Raw genomic sequence first — 19,454 nt, forward strand, 5'->3', positions numbered from 1 at the left:
TCTGGATTCAATCCGACTGAAAGGAGTAGGAAAAGATACGGATTTCGCGATATGGATGCACAGGCGGTGTAGTTCCGACTGTGCAGGAATTTAGCGGAATCCGTATAAGGCGGGGCGTTTGCCCGAGACTGCTCTCCCAGGTGGGGGGGCAGTTTTTTTGTGCTTCCGGTCTGCCCTCAGCGCCGGCCTCTGGACTATTCTCCTGGTCATGAGTCTTGCCCGCTTTCTTCTCTCGCTGATTGCCGGAGCGTCCGCCGCCCTGATCGCCTTTTCTGCGTTCTACACGCGGGGCGATACGGGCGGCGTCTTCCGCTTCCTACGGGCACGCGGTCAGGCGCGGCGACTGGAAGCGGCGGGCGCGAGTGCCGAGCAGGTGGCGGCGGCCAAAGCGCGGGCGCTGGAAATTGCCCAGGGGTTTGCCGACCCCGCCTTCGCCACGCAGATGCTGCCGGTGGCCCTCCTGATTGGTGTGGTGGTCGCGGCCCTCGTCTGGACGCTGTTCGGACGCCGCCTGAAACGGGCCGAGGCGGGCGGCGAGCGGGCCGACGTGCAGGAGCGCATGGTGCTGAAATACGCCTACCGCAGCGGCGGGCGCTTTACCCTGCGTGACCTGGAGGAAAAAAGCCCGCTGAGCTTCGAGCAGGCCCGTGAGGTGACGGGGCGGATGCTGGAGCGCGGTGTGCTTCAGCGCGACGGTGACGGTTACCGTCTGTCATGAGGGCGCCTGTCATGAGGGGGGCTGTCATGAACGCCGCCGACCTGTCCCCCCAAGCACTGGCCCTGCTGCTGGACGAGGCCAACCACGCCCCGCAGGAAAGCGTGCAGAGTGCGCTGGCGGGGCTGGACGGGGTGCAACATCACCGCGTCAGCGGGCTGATCTCGCACCTGACCCAGACCAAACGGGCGTCCTGGGCCGCCGTTGCCGCCGCGACCGGCACCGTGCCCCCTCCCGACGACGCCGGACTGCGCCGCCTGATGGCCTGGGAAGTGGAGCAGGCGCGGCAGCTTTCGCCCGAGCAGCTTTGCGCCGAGCTGACCTACAGCGGGCAGGTCATGACGGTGGCCGAACTCATTCGCCTGAATGCCCGCCACAGCGTGTGGCACGCCGGGCAACTTGCTGCCCTGGCGGGCCGGACCGGGAGCGCCTAGGTGTCCGAGGAGCACCCGTTTCTGGCGCTTTCCGGGCCGAATCCGGCAGGGCAGGACGCGGCGGGGGCGGTGCCGGACGCGCTGTTCGACCTCGCCGTGAACCGGGCCGCCGCCGCCGTGCGCGGTCTGGGCCGCCCGGAAGCCCTGGCCGCGTGGCACGCCCGCACCCGCTTTGCCCGCCGCGTCGCCCTGGCCGAGATTCGCGCCGCGCTGGAGCGGAGGCCCGCGCAGGGGGTGTGGCACTGGGCCGGGGGGCCGGGGGGGGGCTGGCAACCGGGCAAAGCTGCCTTTCCGTGAGCCTTATACGGATTCCGATTGAATCCAGCAGATTTCTGGATTCAATCCGACTGAAAGGAGTAGGAAAAGATACGGATTTCGCGATATGGATGCACAGGCGGTGTAGTTCCGACTGTGCAGGAATTTATACGGATTCCGATTGAATCTGGTAGTTTCAGATTCAATCGGACTGAAAGGAGTAGGAAAAAATACGGGTTACGCGATATGGATGCACAGGCGGCGCTTTCCCGACTGTGCAGGAATTAAGCGGAATCCGTATGAGCGGAATCCGTATTACGGCCAGACCGTCACCCGTCCCGCCGCCGGGTCGAGCCGCACCCGTGCGCCCAGCGGCAGCGTGAGTTGCGGCGAGGTGTGCCCGAAATCCACATTGGCGACGACGGGCAGGTCTTCGCGGCCCGCTTCTTTCAGCACGCGGCGCACCCAGACGTAAAGCTGCTCGACCATCTGCGGCGAGTAGTCGCGGGGCCGGGCCAGCAGCAGCCCGCTCAGCCCTTGCAGCACGCCTTTGGCCGCCCAGTTCCGCAGCCAGTAGCCCACCTGAGAGGGCGGCGGCACGTCGTTGCTCGTTTCCAGCGCCATCACCGCGCCCTGCCACAGGGCGGGCGGCAGTTCGCCGGGCGTGCCGCTGAGCATGTCCAGAATCTCGACGCAGCCGCCGAGCAGGTGCCCTTCGGCGGGAGCGTCGCCCTGGAGCCAGGTCCAGCCGTCGCCGGGCTGAAACTCGCGCCGGTGGGGTTGGCTGGCTTCGTCCCAGACCTGTTTCGCTTCGGTCCATTCCGGGGCGGGGGAGAGGTCGTAAGGCTCAGTCCCGAACGCCTGTTCCAGCCCGTGCCGGGTCAAAGGATGGATGCCGCCGTTTTCCGCGAGGTCGGTCAGGACGGCGGGGCCGTGGTAGGCCATCACGCCCGCTTTCAGAAACTGCGTCAGCGTGACAGTGGAGTCCGAGTAGCCCAGAAAGACTTTCGGGTGCGCCCGAATCAGCTCGGGGTCGAGATAAGGCAGCAGCCGGATGGAATCGTCCCCGCCGATGATGCTGACCATGCCGTCAATCTCGGGGTTTTGCAGCGCCCAGCGCAGATCATCGGCGCGGGCTTCGGGGTGCGCGTACAGATACTCCGGGCCGCGAAAGGCATTGGGCGCGGGCACGATGTCCCAGCCGAGCGATTCGGCGGCCTGCCGCACCCCCGCCGCGTACCGGTGCGGCACCTCGGTGACGAAGCCCGCGCTGAGGCTCAGGGCCGCCACGCGGGAGCCGGGGCGCAGAGGTGGGGGCCGAACGAAGGTGGGCTTGTCCATGTGTCAGGCTAACGGTGAGCGGGGGCCGGACCAATACGCAAAGTGGCGGAGCATGAAAAAAGCCGCCCACATGGGGCGACCTTTTGGCTGATTGGCTAACGGGACAGCTCAGTACAGGCTGCTCGCCTCGGTGCCGTAGACGGGCGCGGTCTTGTCCTGGCCCTTCATCTCGGCTTCCTTGGCCTGAATGCCCTCGCGCACGCGCTGGCCGTAGTCGGCGTCGGCGGCGGTGAAGTATTCGAGCATCTTGTCCTGAATACGCTTGTCCACGCCCGCCAGAGCGCCGGAGAGGTTGCTCACCAGTTCGTCACGCTCCCAGTCGGCGAAGTTGCGGTACTGCATCCCGGCCTGCCCGAAGGGGTTGGGGCGCTCGATGGGCGCGCGCACGAGGTTGCCTTCCACGCGGGGGGTGTGCTCGGGGGCGCGGCGAGGCGCTTCCTTGGGGCCGCTCAGCACGCTCGGCTCGTAGTTCACACGCTGGTCCTGACCCTCGAAGGTGTCCACGCGGTAGGCCATCTGCCCGTCGCGCTGGTTGGTGGCGACGTGCTTTTTGGGCGCGTTGATGGGCAGTTGCAGGTAGTTGGGGCCGACGCGGTAGCGCTGGGTGTCGGAGTAGGAGAAGGTGCGGCCCTGGAGCATCTTGTCGTCGCTGAAGTCCAGTCCGTCCACCAGCACGCCCGTGCCGAAGGCGGCCTGCTCGGTTTCGGCGAACACGTTTTCGGGGTTGCGGTTCAGGGTCATCTGGCCCACGTGCCGCCAGGGGAACTGCTCGCGGGGCCAGATTTTGGTGTCGTCGAGCGGGTCGAAGTCGAGTTCGGGGTGCTCGCCGTCTTCCATGATCTGCACGAACAGGTCCCACTTGGGGAAGTCGCCGCGCTCGATGGCGTCGTGCAGGTCCTGGGTGGCGTGGTTGAAGTTGGTCGCCTGGATTTCGTCGGCCTGCGCCTGCGTCAGGTTGCGCACGCCCTGCACGGGTTCCCAGTGGTACTTGACCAGCACGCCTTCGCCCTTGTCGTTGACCCACTTGTAGGTATTTACGCCGCTGCCCTGCATGAAGCGGTAGCTCGCCGGGATGCCCCAGGGCGAGTACAGCAGGGTAATCATGTGGGTCGCTTCGGGCGTGCCCGCGAAGAAGTCGAAGATGCGCTCCTGGCTCTGGATGTTGGTCGTCGGGCTGGGCTTCTGGCTGTGAATCAGGTCGGGGAACTTGATGGCGTCGCGAATGAAGAAGATTTTGAGGTTGTTGCCCACCATGTCCCAGTTGCCGTCTTCGGTGTAGAACTTGACGGCGAAGCCGCGCGGGTCACGCAGCGTTTCGGGCGAGTGGATGCCGTGACCGACGGTGGAAAAGCGCACGAAGACGGGCGTTTCCTTGCCTTCTTCCTGAAACAGCTTGGCGCGGGTGTACTTGCTCACCGGCTCGTCGCCGACCTTGCCCGTCGCCTTGAACACGCCGTGTGCCCCGGCGCCACGGGCGTGCACCACGCGCTCGGGAATGCGCTCGCGGTCGAAGTGCGAGAGTTTTTCCAGAAACTGGTAGTTCTCCAGCGTCATCGGGCCACGGCTGCCCACGGTGCGGCTGTTCTGGTTGTCGTGCACAGGGTGGCCCTGGCGGGTGGTCAGGGTGGTGCCTTGCTCGCCGGGAGCCGTGCGCCCGTCGCGGGGACCGCCCACGCCCTGCACCGCCGTGCCGACGCCCTTGTTGTTTTCGTCGCTCATAAGCTCTCCTTTTCGCCTCCTGGCGCCTTCTCGCGGGAAGGGCAGAAGCTCCGTGTCACCATATTGAGAATCATTCTCAATGTCCAGGGTCATGCAGGCATCAGGTGACGGGACGCCTGCGCCCTCCGCCGGGCCGGGGGGCATCGGCTATCCTGCACGGGACAGGAGACTCATGGAACGTATTGGACTTTTTATTGACGGCGCCAACGTCTACGCGGCGGCCAAGCGGCTGGGGTGGAACTTCGACCACCGCAAGATTCTCGAACATTTCGCGGGAATGGGCGCCCTCTACAACGCCTTTTATTACACCGCCGTGCCCGCGCAGATTGACGACAAGCAAAAGCGCTTCGTGGACGCGCTGACCTACATGGGCTACACCGTCCGCACCCGCCCGCTGCGCGAAAACACCGACGAACACGGCGACACCTCGCGCCGCGCCAGCCTCGACATCGAACTCGTGACCGACCTGCTGACCACCGAAAGCCGCTACGACGTGGCGGTGCTGCTCTCCGGCGACGGCGACTTCGAGCGGCCCGTCGAGGTGCTGCGGGCACGCGGCAAACGGGTCATCGTGGCGAGCATTCCCGAAATGACCAGCTACGAGCTGCGCAACGCCGCCGACGAGTACGTGGACCTCGCCAGCATCCGCGAGCAGGTGGAGCGCCCCGGCTACCGCCTGCCGAGCGAGGGCCAGCGCAGCGAGGGGCAACGCAGCGAGGGCCGCTTCCAGGACCGCGAGCTGCGGGCGTCCTTCTACGGGGCCGGAGCGGGCGGGGTGGGCGATGACCGCTGAGGCCCCGCCGACCGCCCAGACTCAGGTAACGGCCCAGGCCCCGGCGCCCAAGGCGGCGGGCCGCCTGCCGGTCGCGCTCGACGCGGTGGGGGGCGACCACGGCGCGGCGCCCAACGTGGACGGCGCGGTGCAGGCCGCCCGCAGCGGGGTGTCGGTGCTGCTCGTGGGAGACCGGGTCAAACTGCACGCCGAACTCGGCAAGCACGAGGGCAGCAGCCGCCTGCCCATCGAGGTGGTGGACGCCCCCGACGTGATCGGCATGGAAGAACACGCCAGCGACGTGCGCAGCCGCACCGGGGCGAGCATCAACGTCTGCACCCGGCTGGTCAAGGAAGGCCGCGCCGCCGCCGCCGTCAGCATGGGCCACTCGGGGGCCACGATGGCCTCGGCGCTGCTCACCCTGGGGCGCATTAGGGGCGTGGACCGCCCCGCCATCCTGACCCACCTGCCCGCGCAGGGCGGCTTTACCACGCTGCTCGACGCCGGGGCCAACGCCGACGTGAAGGCCGCGTATCTCGCGCAGTGGGCGCGGCTGGCGACGGTGTACCTGCGCGTGCTCGAAGACCGCGAAGACCCCACCGTGGGCCTGCTGTCCATCGGGGAAGAGGACCACAAGGGAAGCGCTCTGGTGGTGGAGGCGCATGGCCTGCTGCGGGCGCTGCACGGCCAGGGCATCAACTTCTACGGCAACGTGGAGGGCCGCGACATCTTCCGGTCCACCACCGACATCGTGGTGACCGACGGCTTTACCGGCAACGTGGTGCTCAAGCTCGCCGAGGGCGAGGCCAAAGTGCTGCTCGGCTGGGTCAAGGAAGCGCTGAACAGCAATGTCAAGAGCAAGCTCGGCGGCCTGCTGGTGCGCGACTCGCTGCGTGGCCTGGCCGAGCGGATGGACCCCAGCACCTACGGAGCGAGCATCCTGATCGGGGTGCGCGGCCTCGCCTTTATCGGCCACGGCAGCGCCGACGCCCGCGCCGTCAAAAACGCCGTGCTGCGGGCCGCCCGCGCCCACGAAGCCAACCTCGTGCAGCGGCTGGAAGCGGCGTTTCAGGCAAGCACTTGACGCCTGACACCGCTTTGAACAAGAGGTAAGGCACAGGTTCTTTTTGCGTCCCCCCACGCCTTCATGAGACAGTGGGGGGATGTTCGATGCTCTGACGATTCAACTCGCCAAGCCGCAGGTGTGGGTGGGTCTGGCGCTGACCCTGGTGGTCGCCTACGCGCTCTACCGACTGGGGCGCACGCTGCTGCGGGGGCTGGAAAGGTACCAGCACCCCCGGCTCACCGCCCTGCTCAAAGGGCTGTTGCTGCTCAGCGTCGTGGTGGGCTGGTTGGCGAGCGCCACGCACATCGTCTACCTGCCGGACGTGCCCTTTCTCTTCGACCTCGGCGCCGATATCCGCGAGGGCTTTCGCAACAGCGCGGGCAAGGTGGTGGTCGTGCTGGCGATGGCGATGATCGCCTGGAACCTCGTCGGCACCGCCACCGGGCGCATCGTGGTGGAAGACGAGTTCAACCGCCGCAGCGTGCGGGTGCAGACCCTCAAGGGCGTGACCGATTCGACCCTCAAGGTCATCATCGTGGTGGTCAGCGCCATCGCAATGCTTCAGACGCTCGGGGTCAACGCGACCTCGCTGCTCGCCGGGGTGTCTATCCTGGGCGTGGCGGTGGGGTTCGGGGCGCAGAGTCTGGTGCGCGACGTGTTCACCGGCTTTTTTATCCTGCTTGAGGACCAGTACGGCGTGGGCGACGTGATCGCCGTGGGCACCGGGCAGCTCTCCGGCACGGTGGAGCGGCTGAACCTGCGCGTCACGGCGCTGCGGGCGCTCGACGGTACCGTGCATATCATTCCCAACGGCCAGATCCAGACGGTCAGCGTGAGCAGCAAGGACTGGTCGCGGGTGGTGGCGACGGTGGACGTGACCTACAACGCCGACGTGGACGAGGCGCTCAGGGTGCTCGACGCTGTGAGCCAGGAACTCTACCGCGACCCCGCGTGGGACGACCATTTCCTCGATGCGCCCGAGATTCAGGGGGTCACGGCCCTCGCGCCCGACGGCGTCACGCTGCGGGCGCTGTTCAAGGTGCTGCCCAAAAGCCAGTACGCCCTGGGCCGTGAGTTCAACCGCCGCATCAAGATCGCGATGGACCAGGCCGGTATCGAGATTCCTTCGCCCCAGCGCAGCGTGACCTTCGCCTCCGGTCCGCTGGAGGTCAAGCTGGCGCGTCCGGGCGAGGGGGCGCAGGTGCCCGCTCCGGCTCCGGCCCCGGTCACCGGGCAAGACCGCACCCGGCCCCCGGTGCCGCCCAGCTTCAGCCGGGACGCCGAGGAAGATGAACGTTAGGCCAGGGCGCCCAGCCGCAACCCGGGGCGACCACCGGACGTACTGGAAGGCATGACCCGTCCTCCTCTTTCCCCCTTCACGGCCCCCACCCGGATTTCGGACATGTTCGCGCAGAGTGCGGCGGTACTTGCCCGCCCGGCCCCCAGCACCTTCGAGCGGTTCGAGCGTCGGGGCGGGACCGGGCAGGCGCTGCTCTACGTTCTGCTCGCCGCCGCCGTCTCCGGCGTGATCGCCGCGCTGTTTTCGGTCTTTCACAGCGACGTGACCTTTTTCGGCCAGCTGTTCTCGCGCCTGATCGGGATTCCCGCGCAGTTTCTGGTCTTTACCGGCGCGGTGTACCTCATCGGCCGCTTTCTCTTCGGCGGCACGGGCCGGTACTCGGAAGTCGCCTACACCTTCGCCCTGTTCTTCGTGCCGCTGAGCATCGTGGGCACCCTCATCGGCATCGTGCCGGTGCTGGGCTGGCTCGTGCAGAACGTGGTCATCGCTCTGGCGCTGGCCTTCTTCGGGTTTCTGGCGGTGCAGTCGAGCATGAACCTGCGTAGCCCGGTGGGCGCCGGGGTGACGCTGGTGCTCTCGGCCCTGGCGTACGGCACCGTCGGGGCGCTGCTGCTCGGTTTGCTGCTGGGACGGTAGCAGTGTTTTGAAAAAGGGATGACAGGCCCTCTCTCTTTGCCCGAGCAGAGCGAAGAAGAAGGCCGTCCCGTAAAGGTCAAGCCCATTGAAGGCGTTCCCCCGGCTGAGAGGCGCGGGGGGGCTTTGGTTTACTGCTCGCCGTACACGTGGACCGCCACTTCCAGCTTGCCCTGCCCGCCGCCGTAGTAGGTGCCGCGCACGGGGGACACGTCGCTGTACTCGCGGCCGTGAGCGATTTTGATGTGTTTTTCGTTCGCGAGGCAGTTGTTGGTGGGGTCGTAGCCCAGCCAGCCGTAGCCCGGAATCAGCGCCTCCACCCAGGCGTGGGTGGCCTCGGCGCCCAGCATTTCGCCGCCGCTGTAGAGGTAGCCGCTGACGTAGCGGGCCGGAATGCCGAGCTGCCGCAGGATGCCCAGCATGGCGTGGGTAAAGTCCTGGCACACGCCGCGCCCGTGCCGCGCGAACTCGGCCAGTGGGGTGCTGACGGCAGTGGCCTTGGTGTCGTAGGTAAAGCGGCGGTGCAGCCCGGTGTTGAGGTCGCTCAGAAAGCCCGGCAGGTCGTCGTCCGGCGCCGGGCGGCGCACCTCGAAGATCTCCGGCCAGTCCCCGGCAGGCACGCGGGGAGAGGGCACCAGAAACTCGATGTTCGCTGCGCGTGCCCCTTCCAGCACGCTCATGGGGGCCGCAAGCGGCAACGTGACCGCGTGGGTGTCCACGATGGCCTGCGCCTCGATGCGCAACTCGGTGTGCGGCTCGTGGACGTGGACATGGTGGACCAGCGCCCCGAAATAGTCCTTGTGGGACGTGATTTCGGCTTCCGGCGTCACGCTCAGGTGAAAGGAGCGCAGCGTCTGCCGGACCTCCTGCACCGGGTGCAGGCGGACCTCGTTGAACGAATCCCAGGCGGGCTTGGGATAACGGTACTCGGTGGTGTGTCGGATTTCACAGCGCATAGGCGGGTCCCTCGTCAGGCTCCGGGGGGGAGCCGGTGACGTGCCGTGCAGTCTGACACGCGCGGTCTGACAGAAGCGTGACCCCGTTTAGGCCGCCCTTCATCCCCCGCGCCGCGCCCGGCCCGGTTTGGGGGTGCGGTGCAGCACGGCCGCCGCGATCAGCCCGCCCACGAAGCCGAAGAGGTGCGCTTCCCAGGACACGGCGGGGTTGCCCGGCAGCACGCCCCACAGCACGCCGCCGTACAGGGCGAAGGCGATCACGGCCACCACGACGGCGACCGGCGTGCGCTCCCACCACCCCACGCCGAGCAGGTAGGCGAGGTAGCCGAACACCAGTTCGCTCGCCCCCAGGTGTACGCTGCCCCCGCGCCCGAACAGCCACACCAGCCCGCCGCCGATCAGGACGATCAAAAAGGTGGCGACCAGAAACCGGCTCACCGAGCGCACGGCGGTCATGAAGGCCAGCACCGCCAGCGGCACCGTGTTGGCGATCAGGTGCGCGAAGCCGTCGTGCAGGAAGGGCGCGGTGAACACGTGCCAGAAACTGCCCGCCTGACGCGGCACGATGCCGTAGCCGTCCAGCCGGGTGCCGAAGAGAAACTGGTCGGCCACCTCCTGCCCCCAGAGCAGGGCGATCAGACCTGCCGTCAGGCCCGCCGCTCCCTTCAGGTGAGGACGTCCGGGGGCCAGGGGCGAGGGGGGCTGTGGAGGAAAAGGGCGCGGGGGAGGCGGGCGCGTCATGCCCCCAGTGTCCGCCGCCGGGTCAGGAGAAAAATGCGGCGCGGGCGAGGGGCCGTTCATGCAGCGCGGGCGCCGCTGGCAGCCTCGCCCGGCGGCGGGCGCTTACAATCGGGCGCAATGAGTCTCATCTTCGACTGGTCGGCGCTGCGCGAGCGGACGACGTTTCCCGGCACGGGCGGGCGCCTGCGTGCCGAACCCGCCGACTTTCAGGTGCAGGAGGTGCCCGCTTACCTGCCCGGCGGCAGCGGCGACTTTCTGTACCTTCACATAGAAAAGACCGGGCACACCACCGCCCATGTGGTCCGCGAGTTGTGCGCCCAGCTCGGCGTGCGTGACCGCGACGTGGGGGTGGCCGGACTCAAGGACCGCCACGCCGTGACCACCCAGTGGCTGAGCCTGCCCGGCAAGGTCGAGCCGCGCCTGGGGGAATTCTCGCTGCCCGGCGTGCGGATTCTGGACACGTCGCGCCACAGCAACAAGCTCGGCCTGGGGCATCTGCACGGCAATCGCTTCGTGGTGCGGGTGCGCGGGGCGCCGGGCACGGCGGAACAGGCCGGGGAGACGCTGGCGGCGCTGGCCGAACACGGGGTGCCCAACTATTTCGGCCCCCAGCGCTTCGGCCTGGGCGGACTCAATGCCGAGGAAGGCCTGCGGGTGCTGCGCGGCGAGTCGGAGCTGCGTGACCCCCGCGTGCGCCGCTTCCTGACAAGCAGCGTGCAGAGCGCGGTGTTCAACGCCCTGGTCAGTCTGCGGCTGGAACGCGGCGCCTTTGACCGGCTGCTGACCGGCGACATGGCGAAAAAACATGACACCGGCGGCGTCTTTCTGGTCGAGGACGCGCAGGTCGAAACCCCCCGGGCGCAGCGAGGCGAGGTGAGTGCCACCGGCACCCTGTTCGGACGCAAGGTCAGGCCACTCACCGCCGACGCGGGCGCGCTGGAAACCGAAGCCCTTTCCCTTTTCGGCCTGACCCCGCAGGTCTTCGCCTCGCGCAAGGGCGACCGCCGCCTGATTCGGGTGTTTCCCGCCGGCACCGAGGTGCGCCCCGAGGACGACGGCTACGTGCTGGCCTTCACCCTTCCCAAGGGCAGTTTCGCCACCAGTGTCCTGCGCGAGGTGATGAAGACCGAGGTGGACACCAGCGGCCCGGACGACGAAGCTGGCCCGGCAGAAGGTACTCCGGCAGAAGGCGCGACGGAGGACCACGAGTGAACGGCCCACGCCCGGCTGCTGGGCGGCGGGCGTTGACCTGCCCCCGTCCCGACCCGGCGCTGCGGGCTGCATTTCTGGCGGCGCTTTATGGACCGCCCGGCGAGCGCGTGCGCCTCAGCCCCATTCCCGGCCCCGTTCCTCGCTGGGCTAGCGGTTCATGGGCCATCGTCACCGCCTGGAACCCGGACGCGCAGCAGGCCCCTGAGAGTGCCAACTGCGCCGCGCAGGAGCGGCTTCTGGCCTGCGTTCTCCAGGCGGGCCTGATCCCACGTCCTGCCGTCAACGGCAGCGGCGAGTGGGCCGAGGAAAGTCTGCTCGTGCCCGGCGCGTCTCTGGCGCAGGCGCGGAGCTGGGGCGAGGCGTTCGGGCAAAAAGCAGTGCTGTTCGGCGTCGGCTCACGGGCGGCGCTCGTCTGGTTGCCGGGGCCGACCGAGCGCTGCTGGGCTGTGCCGGTGTCGGAACACTTCGGGAAATAAGGCGCGTCATCTCTTTTTCGGAGCCTTTTTCCGAGTCGAGCGAGTCGAACATATGGGATGGAGGGGCAGGAAGATGACTTCCGTCCGGTATCGGCCGCCTGACCCGGCCAAGTGGCCGATGCCCGGACGGGCGCCGGGTGTCATCCTGCCTGTGGGGACCCGACCCTGCAGGGGCGCGGCCCGCCCGAAAGCAAATGTGGACCGGCATACCCAGGTCTGACGCTCCTCGTCACACAATGGCGCTATCCGAATGCCTTTTTTCGCCCTCTTTCCCTTCCCGCCTCATGGGGAAGACCTGTGCCCGGACGGGCCACAACAGGAGACAAGTTGACGGATTTTCAAACTGGCACGCCTTCCGCCCCCACTTCTGCGGGCACCGCACCTGCCGCAACGGCGACGGTCACCCTGACCGACCAGCGCGAGGCCTACGCTCTGCTCGGCGCGAACGACGCCAACCTGCGCCGGATGCGCGAGCTGACCCGGGCCAAACTGATTGCGCGGGGCGAAACCGTGACCATCACGGGAGACGCGGCAGACGTGGAAGGCGCCGAGCGCATGGTGCGCGACGCCCTGGACGTGGTGCGCTCGGGCGGTGAACTCACCCCCGAGAGCCTGCTGCGCTCGGCGCGGCTGAGCAGCGAGGGCCGCAGCCTGGCCCAGGAAACCCAGGTCAGTGGCCTGAGCCTGCCGCGCGGCCTCAAGCCCAAGACACCGGGGCAGAAGGTCTACCTCGACCTGATCAACGAGTCCGACATCACCTTCGGCGTCGGCCCCGCCGGGACCGGCAAGACCTACATGGCGGTGGCGATGGCGGTGCAGGCGCTCAAGGCCAAGAAGGTCAAGCGCATCATCCTGACCCGTCCGGCGGTCGAGGCGGGCGAGAAGCTGGGGTTTTTGCCCGGCGACCTTCAGGCCAAGATCGACCCGTATCTGCGGCCCCTGTACGACTCGCTGCAGGACATGCTCGACCAGGAAAAGTTCGAGTCGTACCTCACGAGCGGGGTCATCGAGATTGCGCCGCTGGCGTTCATGCGCGGGCGCACGCTCAACGACGCTTTCATCATCCTCGACGAGGCGCAGAACACCACCGGCGAGCAGATGAAGATGTTCCTGACCCGCATGGGCTTTTCCTCCAAGGTCGTCGTGACCGGCGACGTGACGCAGATTGACCTGCCGCGCCACATCACGTCCGGTCTCGCCGTCGCCAAGCGCGTGCTGAGCCAGATTGAGGGCATCGGCTGGCACGAGTTCACCGAGGTGGACGTGGTGCGTCATCCCCTCGTCGGGCGCATCATCAAAGCCTACGACGCCGCCGAGCAGGCCGAGGAAGACCGCCGCGCCGCCCGCCGGGGCGAACTGGCGAGCATCCCGGAAGACGAGCGCGACTGAAGGACGAGCGCGACTGATACGGATTCCGATTGAATCTGAAACTACCAGATTCAATCCGACTTGCAAAGCTGCGCAGCAGAGCGGATGCGAGTAGGAAAAAATACGGATTCTGCGATATGGATGCACAGGCGGCGCTTTCCCGACTGTGCAGGAATTAAGCGGAATCCGTATGAGCACCCCCTCAGCACCCGCTGGGCAAATCGGCAAAACACGAACAGCACGCACCGGGTCTCCGCCTGATGGTCGAGGCCCGGTGCGTGCTGTCATGCGGCTTCGGGTGGGGGTGGGAGGCCCCCCTTCCTTAAACGTCGCCTCCCCTGCAACCCAAGCCACATTTCCTGAACTCTCATTTGCTTGACCGGGCAGGCTGTGAGACTGCGACCTATGAAACACATTCTGTTCCCGACCGTGGCCGCCGCCGACGCCTTTATTGCCGACCTCCAGAGCCGTGGCGTGGTGCAGCCTGAAGTGGGCACCATGAACATGAACCGCCGCGTGCAGCAGGCCGCGACGGCTGGAACCGTGGCGACCCCCACCACGACCACGACGACCACCACCACCGATTACGTGGAGGGCGGCGGCACCGCTGAAGACGCCGGTGCGGGCGCCGTCAAGGGCACCGTTGCAGGCGCCCTGACCGGCGCGGCGGCGGGTGTGCTCGGCACGGCAGCCACGCTGGGCACCGCTGCTGCGGCGACGGTGGCGACCGGCGGCCTGGCCCTCCCGGTGATTCTGGGCATGGCGGCCCTCGGCTCGGGCGTCGGCGCGGCCGTGGGCGCGGCGGGGGGCGCGGCGGGCGTGGATGAAACCGGCGGCGCCGTACGCAGCAGCTACGACACCTACGAGGCCGACGACGCCTACTACAACCGTATCCACGAGCGCGTGAACGCGGGTGGCCGTGCGGTCGCCGTGGACGACAACGTGCCCCAGGACGTGCTGATGGAAGCCGTCAGCAAGCACGGCGGCGAAATCGTCAGCGCCTGAGTTTTCCGAACTGATACGGATTTCGCGATATGGATGCACAGGCGGAACTACACCGCCTGTGCATCCATATCGCGAAATCCGTATCTTTTCCTACTCCTTTCAGTCGGATTGAATCCAGAAATCTGCTGGATTCAATCGGAATCCGTATGAGGGGCCGGTTCCTGCGGGAGCTGGCCCTTTTTCTGTCTTGCCACAGGCCAGGACAGGGGCACCTGGAAGCGAATTGTGTTTTACCTTGCCCTTGCGCGCTAACATTCGGGAATGTCAATTGCCATCGTCACGGATTCCACGAGTGACCTGACACCGGAACACCTCGCCTCTCTGGGGGTCACGAGTGTTCCGCTTTACGTGCTGCTCGGCGGTCAGCTCTATCAGGACGGGGTGCAGCTCGGCGCCCGGCAACTGGTGGAGCAGGTTCGGGCGGGCAACGCGATGCCCAGCACGTCGCAGCCGAGTCCTGCCGAGTTCGCTCAGGCCTATGCCCGCGCTCTGGAACAGGCCGACGAGGTGCTCAGCCTGCACCTGAGCGGGCAGCTTTCGGGCACCGTGGGCAGCGCCCGGCTGGCGGCGCAGGACTTCGGGGACCGGGTGACGGTGGTGGACAGCCGCACCGTGACGCTGGGGCTGGGACTTCAGGTGGTGCGGGCCACCGAACTGGTGCAGGCAGGCCAGAGCGCGGCGCAGGTCGTGCAGACCCTGGAGCGCGTCTCCTCGCAGGCCGACCTGCGCTTCACGGTCGATACCCTGGATTTCCTGCGGCTCAATGGCCGGATCGGGGGCGCGTCCGCGCTGCTCGGCGGGCTGCTCAACATCAAGCCGCTGCTGGTCGTGCGCGGGGGCCGGGTCGAAGCCGGGGGCCGGGTGCGCGGGCAGAAAAAGGCGCTGGCCGATCTGGTCGAGCATGTTCGCCGCTACGTGTCCGAGCACGGGGGAGCGCGGGTGGCGTTTCTGGCGACGGTGGGCGGGGAAGAGGACCGCGCCGCCGTGCGGGCCGAGCTGAGCGGGCTGGACTGGGGCGGGCAGGTGCGTGACATGGGCGACCACGAAATCGGCGCGGTGGTCACGGCCCACGCGGGGCCGGGCGCCGTCGGGGTGGCCCTCGAACCCCTGAGCGCCTGACCGTGCGCGGCACCATTCGCCTGACTCTGGCGCTGCTGCTGCTGGGCGGCGCCATCAACGCCTGCCGCAGCCGCGAAAGCCAGGACCCGGCCCCCTCTCCGCAAGCGGTGGACCGGACGGCGAACTCGTCCCACGTCCGGGCGGGTGTGCCGACGGAACCTGCTCGCCCCGCGACCCCGGCGCCTGCTTCTGATGTCCCGGCGACCGCCCCTGACGTGCCCCCCACCCCTTCCGACTGCCTGCCCCCGGCCCCGGCGGTGGCCCCGGCGCCGCCTCCGCCCCAGGCCCTCAGCGGGCGACTGGGGCTGTGGGTGGCCGAGGTGGACCCCCGCACCCTGGAGCCGCGCCGGGCCGTGGCCTCCAACCCCGACGACGTGTTTCCACTGGCGAGCACCTACAAACAGGCCGTGCTGTGGGCGTTGCTGCGCGAGTTCGACGCGGGCCGGGTGTCGCCGAACGAGCGGTTCGACGTGACGGTGCAAAACCAGAGCCTGGGCGATTATCCCTATGACGACAGCAATGTGCGCGAACTCTCGCAGCGCATGATTCAGTTCAGTGACAACACCGCCACCGACATCCTGCACCGCCGCGCCGGGTTGCGGCAGGTGCAGGACGTGGCCGACCGCCTGCATCTGTGCCGCACCCGCCTGATTCTGCCGACCAAGGCGTGGTGGGTGGCCGAGACGGGGCTGTCGCCTGCTTTCAACGGCGCCCGCGACTGGGACACGGCCACCGGAACGCAGCGCCTGCAACTCGCCCGGCAGATCGATGCCGACGCCCAGAAACAGCGTTATGACCAGCTTCAGCGGCAGCTCGACGACTATTTCGACCACCGCTACGACCCGGCCGACGACCTGAAGGTGCACAACGTCAGCACCCCCTACGAGTTCGCCACCCTGGTCACGCACGAGTTTCTGCGCCCTGGGCTCTCACCCCGTGCCCAGAAGTGGCAGCGCGAGGTCATGGCGACGGGCTTCGGACGTTCGGCGCTGAAGGCGCAGCACGCGGGCAACATCAATTATTTCGGCGGCAAGGGGGGCAACGGCTGGAAACTGCTGACCTACAGCGGCTACTTCCAGACCAGGGACGGGCGCCGGGTGGTCTACGCGTTCATGCAGCATGGTGCCGATGAAACCTACACCATGCCCAACACTCGCCGGGCCTTCGCCTGGATCAATGCGGCTGTGGACGAGGTGCTGGGCAAGCAGCGGCCTCAGGGCGCCCCAACCTCGCCCCTGCCCACGGCCACCCCCGCCGAGCGGGCCAAGGCCGACGCGGTCGAGGGAGCGCAGCAGCGGCCCTGATACGGATTCCGCTTCATTCCTGCACAGTCGGGCCTATACAGTTGGGAAGGCGCCGCCTGTGCATCCATATCGCGGAATCCGTATTTTTTCCTACTCGCATCCGCTCTGCTGAGCAGCTTTGCAAGTCGGATTGAATCTGAAACTACCAGATTCAATCGGAATCCGTATGAGACCAGCGCACCGTTCCTGTTTCCGGGTGTCTCTGGCATACTCCCCGGGTGTTGCGTTCTCCCTATTCCGGTGGTCACCTTGAGGTGGTGGTCGGCCCCATGTTCAGCGGCAAAAGCGAGGAGCTGATTCGCCGCCTGACCCGTGCGCTGATTGCCCGGCAACGGGTCGCCGTGTTCAAGCCCGCCATCGACAACCGCTATCACGCCAGCGAGGTCGCCAGCCACGCCGGGCGCACCCTCGAAGCGGTGGCGGTGCCCGACGCCCGGGCCATCCGCGCCCACCTGTCCGGCCAGGGTGAACTGCTGAGCGCCACCCCCGAGGGCGTGGACGTGGTCGGCATCGACGAGGCGCAGTTTTTCGGTCCCGAACTGGTGCCGCTGGCCCTCGACCTTGCCGATGCGGGCGTGCGGGTCGTTCTCGCCGGGCTTGACCTCGATTTCCGCGCCGAGCCGTTCGGGTGTATGCCGGAGCTGCTCGCCCGCGCCGAGAGTGTGGACAAGCTGACCGCTATCTGTACGGTCTGCGGCGCCCCCGCCACCCGCACCCAGCGATTGATCGGCGGCCAGCCCGCCCGCTTCGACGACCCGGTGGTGCTGGTCGGTGCAAAGGAGAGCTACGAGGCCCGGTGCCGGGTCCACCACATCGTGGACCGGACAGAGCGCAGGGGAGAAATGCGCAGAGGAGAAATCTAGAGGGTCAAGCCCACAACCAAAAAAACCAAAAAAAAGCCGCCTCACTGGGAGGCGGTCTTTTCTAGGCAGGGTGCAGGATTACTCCTCGCTCTTGCCTTCTTCCTTCTTGTCGCTGCCGAGGCCGAACTGCGCGAACAGGTCCGCGTAGACGTCGCCGAGCTTGGTGCTGATCTTGCCACCCTGCTGGGCGTCCTTGGCGTTGTAGGCGTAGTCGGCGCCACCGCGTCCGCCACGGCCACCGCCGCGCTGGGCGCCACCGCCGAAGGTGGAGTCACGGCGGCTGCCGCCACCCTGGCTGACGTAGTCGCGCTGGCCGCCGCCTTCACCGCGCTGGGGCACGGGGCCACCGCCCAGGAAGCGGCGACGGCTCAGGCTGGCACGCTGCTCCACGGGGTCGATGTTCAGGATGACGGCTTCGATCTCGTCGCCCTTCTTGAACAGGTCGGCGGGGTTGTTCACGCGGTTGAGGTCGAGTTCGCTGATGTGGATCAGGCCCTCGATGCCTTCTTCGATTTCCATGAACACGCCGAAGTCGGTCATGCCGGTGATCTTGCCCTTGACCGGGGTGCCGGGGGGGTAACGGTCAGGCAGGGCGCTCCAGGGATCGTCGGTGGTCTGACGAATCCCGAGGCTGATGCGCCGGTCCTTGGGGTCGATGCGCAGGATAACGGCTTCGACCTCGTCGCCTTCCTTCATCACTTCGTTGGGGTGACGCACGCGCTTGGTCCAGCTCATCTCGCTGACGTGAACCAGGCCTTCGAGGCCGGATTCCAGTTCGATGAAGGCGCCGAAGTTGGTCAGGTTGGTGACCTTGCCCTTCACGCGCTGGCCGATGCTGTAGCGCTCGGTGGCACCTTCCCAGGGGTCCTGGGTCAGGGCCTTCATGCTCAGGTTGATGCGCTCGCGGCCCTCGTCCACGTCAATGACCTGAACCTGCACCTTGTCGCCCACCTTGACCACGTCGCGGGGGTGGTTGAAGCGGCCGTAGGTCAGCTCGCTGCGGTGCACCAGACCGTCGATGCCGCCGAGGTTGACGAAGACGCCGAAGTCGGTGATCTCGACCACTTCGCCCTCGAACTGCGCGCCGGGTTCAAGCTGGCCGACCGTGGCTTCACGGGCCTTGGCCTTCTCGGCTTCCATGATGGCGCGGTGGCTGATGATCACGCGGTTGCGCTTGCGGTTGAGCTCGATGAGCTTGACCATCAGGGGCTTGCCCACGTAGGGGTCAAGGTCGTTGACGCGGCGGGTGTCCACCTGCGAGGCGGGCAGGAACGCACGGATGCCCTCGACCTGCGCGACCAGGCCGCCGCGCACCTTTTCCAGCACCTCGACTTCGAAAGCCTCGTCGGCTTCCTGCATGCGCTCCAGCACGCGCCAGCCCTTGTCCTGCTCGGCACGCTTCTTGCTGAGCACGATCTGGCTGTTGGGCAGGTCCACACGCACGACATACGCTTCAATCGCGTCGCCGGGCTTGTACATTTCCTGCGCCTGCTCCAGGGTCACGGGTTCTTCGCCGAGCTGGTTGAGGGGAATGACGCCCTCCACCTTGGCGCCGATGTCCACGGCAATGCCTTCCTGGCCGATAAAGACCACGGTGCCGTCCACGATGTCGCCACGGGTGACCGACTGGGGTTCCTGCGCCTCGGCGGCGAGGATGTCCTCCATGGTCATCTCGGGGTACTCGCGCTCTTCCTGAGCCTGGGTCTTGGTCGCCTGCTCCTGCTGACGCGCCTGCTCGCCCTGGCTGACTTCCGTCTGGGCCTGTTCGGTCTGGGCGCTCATCGCTTGCTGGGTGCCGGTGTCGCCCGTCGCGGGCTGAGTCCCGCCGTTGACAGCGGGGGTCTGGGTGTTGTCTTCCATGAACTCCTGTCCTCCTGGCCCGAAACCTTCACGTTGGAACGTTCCGGGCCTAGCCTGATACCTGTGCTTTTGCCCTCTGCTTTCGCCGCCTGCCCCGACTGGTGCTCCGGATGGGTCCAGATGAACAGTGCGTCGGTAGAGGGCTTGCTCGCACGGCAACACCTTATCTTACCAGAAAAAATGCGTCAGGGGCAAGGGGAAGGGCAGGTGTCCGCCCCGCTGCGCCGCCGCTCTGACTTGGACCCGGTCAAGCGTTTCGCCCCCTTGCTGCCTGCCCGGTGCGTGGATGCAGGCGGCTGACACAGGCAACTGGGG

General features: G+C 67.3%; 20 protein-coding genes. 15 read left to right on the top strand and 5 right to left on the bottom strand.

The window, feature by feature from the left end; genetic code table 11:
• Window positions 1-208 precede the first annotated feature (208 nt).
• Genes G6R31_RS01315 through G6R31_RS01325 form a run of 3 tightly spaced genes read left to right on the top strand, consistent with a single transcriptional unit; the run spans window position 209 to window position 1,446 of the window.
• A complete protein-coding gene (locus tag G6R31_RS01315; protein ID WP_017871073.1) occupies window positions 209-718 on the top strand; it encodes a hypothetical protein in 510 nt (169 codons plus the stop codon).
• 11 nt (window positions 719-729) lie between these two features.
• A complete protein-coding gene (locus G6R31_RS01320; RefSeq protein WP_225983306.1) occupies window positions 730-1,149 on the top strand; it encodes a hypothetical protein in 420 nt (139 codons plus the stop codon).
• A complete protein-coding gene (locus tag G6R31_RS01325) occupies window positions 1,150-1,446 on the top strand; it encodes a hypothetical protein (RefSeq protein ID WP_017871075.1) in 297 nt (98 codons plus the stop codon).
• A 273-nt stretch (window positions 1,447-1,719) separates the two neighbouring features.
• On the opposite strand, the gene G6R31_RS01330 is transcribed toward G6R31_RS01325, so the two are convergent.
• Window positions 1,720-2,745 carry a S66 family peptidase gene (locus G6R31_RS01330; protein ID WP_017871076.1) on the bottom strand — a complete coding sequence of 342 codons (1,026 nt, stop codon included), beginning with the start codon at window positions 2,743-2,745 and terminating at the stop codon, window positions 1,720-1,722.
• Between the two features lie 108 nt (window positions 2,746-2,853).
• Window positions 2,854-4,464 carry a catalase gene (katA, locus tag G6R31_RS01335; protein WP_017871077.1) on the bottom strand — a complete coding sequence of 537 codons (1,611 nt, stop codon included), beginning with the start codon at window positions 4,462-4,464 and terminating at the stop codon, window positions 2,854-2,856.
• 172 nt (window positions 4,465-4,636) lie between these two features.
• Here katA and G6R31_RS01340 point away from each other — a divergent pair, with 172 nt between their 5' ends.
• From G6R31_RS01340 to G6R31_RS01355, 4 genes are all read left to right on the top strand, one after another.
• Window positions 4,637-5,257, top strand: a complete 621-nt coding sequence (locus tag G6R31_RS01340) for a LabA-like NYN domain-containing protein (protein ID WP_017871078.1) — start codon at window positions 4,637-4,639, stop codon at window positions 5,255-5,257.
• Window positions 5,247-6,320 (top strand): phosphate acyltransferase PlsX, encoded by a 1,074-nt coding sequence (gene plsX / locus G6R31_RS01345; RefSeq protein ID WP_017871079.1) that lies wholly within the window; start codon window positions 5,247-5,249, stop codon window positions 6,318-6,320. Before G6R31_RS01340 ends, plsX begins: the two co-directional genes overlap by 11 nt.
• A 79-nt stretch (window positions 6,321-6,399) precedes the next feature.
• Window positions 6,400-7,602, top strand: coding sequence for a mechanosensitive ion channel family protein (locus G6R31_RS01350; protein WP_017871080.1), 1,203 nt, complete (start codon window positions 6,400-6,402; stop codon window positions 7,600-7,602).
• Between the two features lie 51 nt (window positions 7,603-7,653).
• Entirely contained in the window at window positions 7,654-8,238 is a 585-nt protein-coding gene (locus tag G6R31_RS01355) for a YIP1 family protein (RefSeq protein WP_017871081.1), read from the top strand.
• A gap of 128 nt (window positions 8,239-8,366) precedes the next feature.
• Here the strand turns inward: G6R31_RS01355 and G6R31_RS01360 are convergent, their stop codons facing one another.
• Both G6R31_RS01360 and G6R31_RS01365 read right to left on the bottom strand, forming a co-directional pair.
• On the bottom strand, window positions 8,367-9,191 hold the full coding sequence (locus G6R31_RS01360) for a transglutaminase family protein (protein WP_017871082.1): 825 nt from the start codon (window positions 9,189-9,191) through the stop codon (window positions 8,367-8,369).
• 99 nt (window positions 9,192-9,290) lie between these two features.
• Window positions 9,291-9,932, bottom strand: coding sequence for a rhomboid family intramembrane serine protease (locus G6R31_RS01365; protein ID WP_017871083.1), 642 nt, complete (start codon window positions 9,930-9,932; stop codon window positions 9,291-9,293).
• Here G6R31_RS01365 and G6R31_RS17005 point away from each other — a divergent pair.
• The 8 genes from G6R31_RS17005 to G6R31_RS01400 all read left to right on the top strand — a co-directional run bounded on the left by G6R31_RS17005 (window position 9,931) and on the right by G6R31_RS01400 (window position 17,279).
• Window positions 9,931-10,053 (top strand): hypothetical protein, encoded by a 123-nt coding sequence (locus tag G6R31_RS17005; protein ID WP_264149123.1) that lies wholly within the window; start codon window positions 9,931-9,933, stop codon window positions 10,051-10,053. The two genes, G6R31_RS01365 and G6R31_RS17005, sit on opposite strands and share 2 nt — an antisense overlap.
• Complete coding sequence (gene truD / locus G6R31_RS01370) at window positions 10,050-11,144, top strand: tRNA pseudouridine(13) synthase TruD (protein ID WP_017871084.1); 1,095 nt, start codon at window positions 10,050-10,052, stop codon at window positions 11,142-11,144. Before G6R31_RS17005 ends, truD begins: the two co-directional genes overlap by 4 nt.
• On the top strand, window positions 11,141-11,620 hold the full coding sequence (locus G6R31_RS01375; protein ID WP_229659281.1) for a DUF3293 domain-containing protein: 480 nt from the start codon (window positions 11,141-11,143) through the stop codon (window positions 11,618-11,620). Before truD ends, G6R31_RS01375 begins: the two co-directional genes overlap by 4 nt.
• Window positions 11,621-11,947: 327 nt before the next feature.
• Window positions 11,948-13,009 carry a PhoH family protein gene (locus G6R31_RS01380; RefSeq protein WP_017871086.1) on the top strand — a complete coding sequence of 354 codons (1,062 nt, stop codon included), beginning with the start codon at window positions 11,948-11,950 and terminating at the stop codon, window positions 13,007-13,009.
• Window positions 13,010-13,393: 384 nt separating this feature from the next.
• Window positions 13,394-13,993, top strand: coding sequence for a hypothetical protein (locus tag G6R31_RS01385; protein WP_017871087.1), 600 nt, complete (start codon window positions 13,394-13,396; stop codon window positions 13,991-13,993).
• 261 nt (window positions 13,994-14,254) lie between these two features.
• Window positions 14,255-15,112: a DegV family protein gene (locus tag G6R31_RS01390; protein WP_017871748.1), complete on the top strand. Its 858-nt coding sequence runs from the start codon at window positions 14,255-14,257 to the stop codon at window positions 15,110-15,112.
• 2 nt (window positions 15,113-15,114) lie between these two features.
• Window positions 15,115-16,416, top strand: a complete 1,302-nt coding sequence (locus G6R31_RS01395; protein WP_017871747.1) for a serine hydrolase — start codon at window positions 15,115-15,117, stop codon at window positions 16,414-16,416.
• 218 nt (window positions 16,417-16,634) lie between these two features.
• Window positions 16,635-17,279 (top strand): thymidine kinase, encoded by a 645-nt coding sequence (locus tag G6R31_RS01400; protein WP_025568039.1) that lies wholly within the window; start codon window positions 16,635-16,637, stop codon window positions 17,277-17,279.
• A 78-nt stretch (window positions 17,280-17,357) separates the two neighbouring features.
• Here G6R31_RS01400 and G6R31_RS01405 read toward each other — a convergent pair whose 3' ends face one another.
• Complete coding sequence (locus tag G6R31_RS01405; RefSeq protein ID WP_017871745.1) at window positions 17,358-19,139, bottom strand: 30S ribosomal protein S1; 1,782 nt, start codon at window positions 19,137-19,139, stop codon at window positions 17,358-17,360.
• Window positions 19,140-19,454: the final 315 nt, after the last annotated feature.

It is taken from the genome of Deinococcus wulumuqiensis R12, assembly GCF_011067105.1.
In the GTDB taxonomy this organism is placed as follows: Bacteria; Deinococcota; Deinococci; order Deinococcales; family Deinococcaceae; genus Deinococcus; species Deinococcus wulumuqiensis.

Coding starts and splice junctions, on each gene's coding strand:
- G6R31_RS01315 (WP_017871073.1), top strand. CDS start 209: ATGAGTCTTGCCCGCTTTCTTCTCTCGCTGATTGCCGGAGCGTCCGCC.
- G6R31_RS01320 (WP_225983306.1), top strand. CDS start 730: ATGAGGGGGGCTGTCATGAACGCCGCCGACCTGTCCCCCCAAGCACTG.
- G6R31_RS01330 (WP_017871076.1), bottom strand. CDS start 2,745: ATGGACAAGCCCACCTTCGTTCGGCCCCCACCTCTGCGCCCCGGCTCC.
- katA (WP_017871077.1), bottom strand. CDS start 4,464: ATGAGCGACGAAAACAACAAGGGCGTCGGCACGGCGGTGCAGGGCGTG.
- G6R31_RS01340 (WP_017871078.1), top strand. CDS start 4,637: ATGGAACGTATTGGACTTTTTATTGACGGCGCCAACGTCTACGCGGCG.
- plsX (WP_017871079.1), top strand. CDS start 5,247: ATGACCGCTGAGGCCCCGCCGACCGCCCAGACTCAGGTAACGGCCCAG.
- G6R31_RS01350 (WP_017871080.1), top strand. CDS start 6,400: ATGTTCGATGCTCTGACGATTCAACTCGCCAAGCCGCAGGTGTGGGTG.
- G6R31_RS01355 (WP_017871081.1), top strand. CDS start 7,654: ATGACCCGTCCTCCTCTTTCCCCCTTCACGGCCCCCACCCGGATTTCG.
- G6R31_RS01360 (WP_017871082.1), bottom strand. CDS start 9,191: ATGCGCTGTGAAATCCGACACACCACCGAGTACCGTTATCCCAAGCCC.
- G6R31_RS17005 (WP_264149123.1), top strand. CDS start 9,931: ATGCCCCCAGTGTCCGCCGCCGGGTCAGGAGAAAAATGCGGCGCGGGC.
- G6R31_RS01365 (WP_017871083.1), bottom strand. CDS start 9,932: ATGACGCGCCCGCCTCCCCCGCGCCCTTTTCCTCCACAGCCCCCCTCG.
- truD (WP_017871084.1), top strand. CDS start 10,050: ATGAGTCTCATCTTCGACTGGTCGGCGCTGCGCGAGCGGACGACGTTT.
- G6R31_RS01385 (WP_017871087.1), top strand. CDS start 13,394: ATGAAACACATTCTGTTCCCGACCGTGGCCGCCGCCGACGCCTTTATT.
- G6R31_RS01390 (WP_017871748.1), top strand. CDS start 14,255: ATGTCAATTGCCATCGTCACGGATTCCACGAGTGACCTGACACCGGAA.
- G6R31_RS01405 (WP_017871745.1), bottom strand. CDS start 19,139: ATGGAAGACAACACCCAGACCCCCGCTGTCAACGGCGGGACTCAGCCC.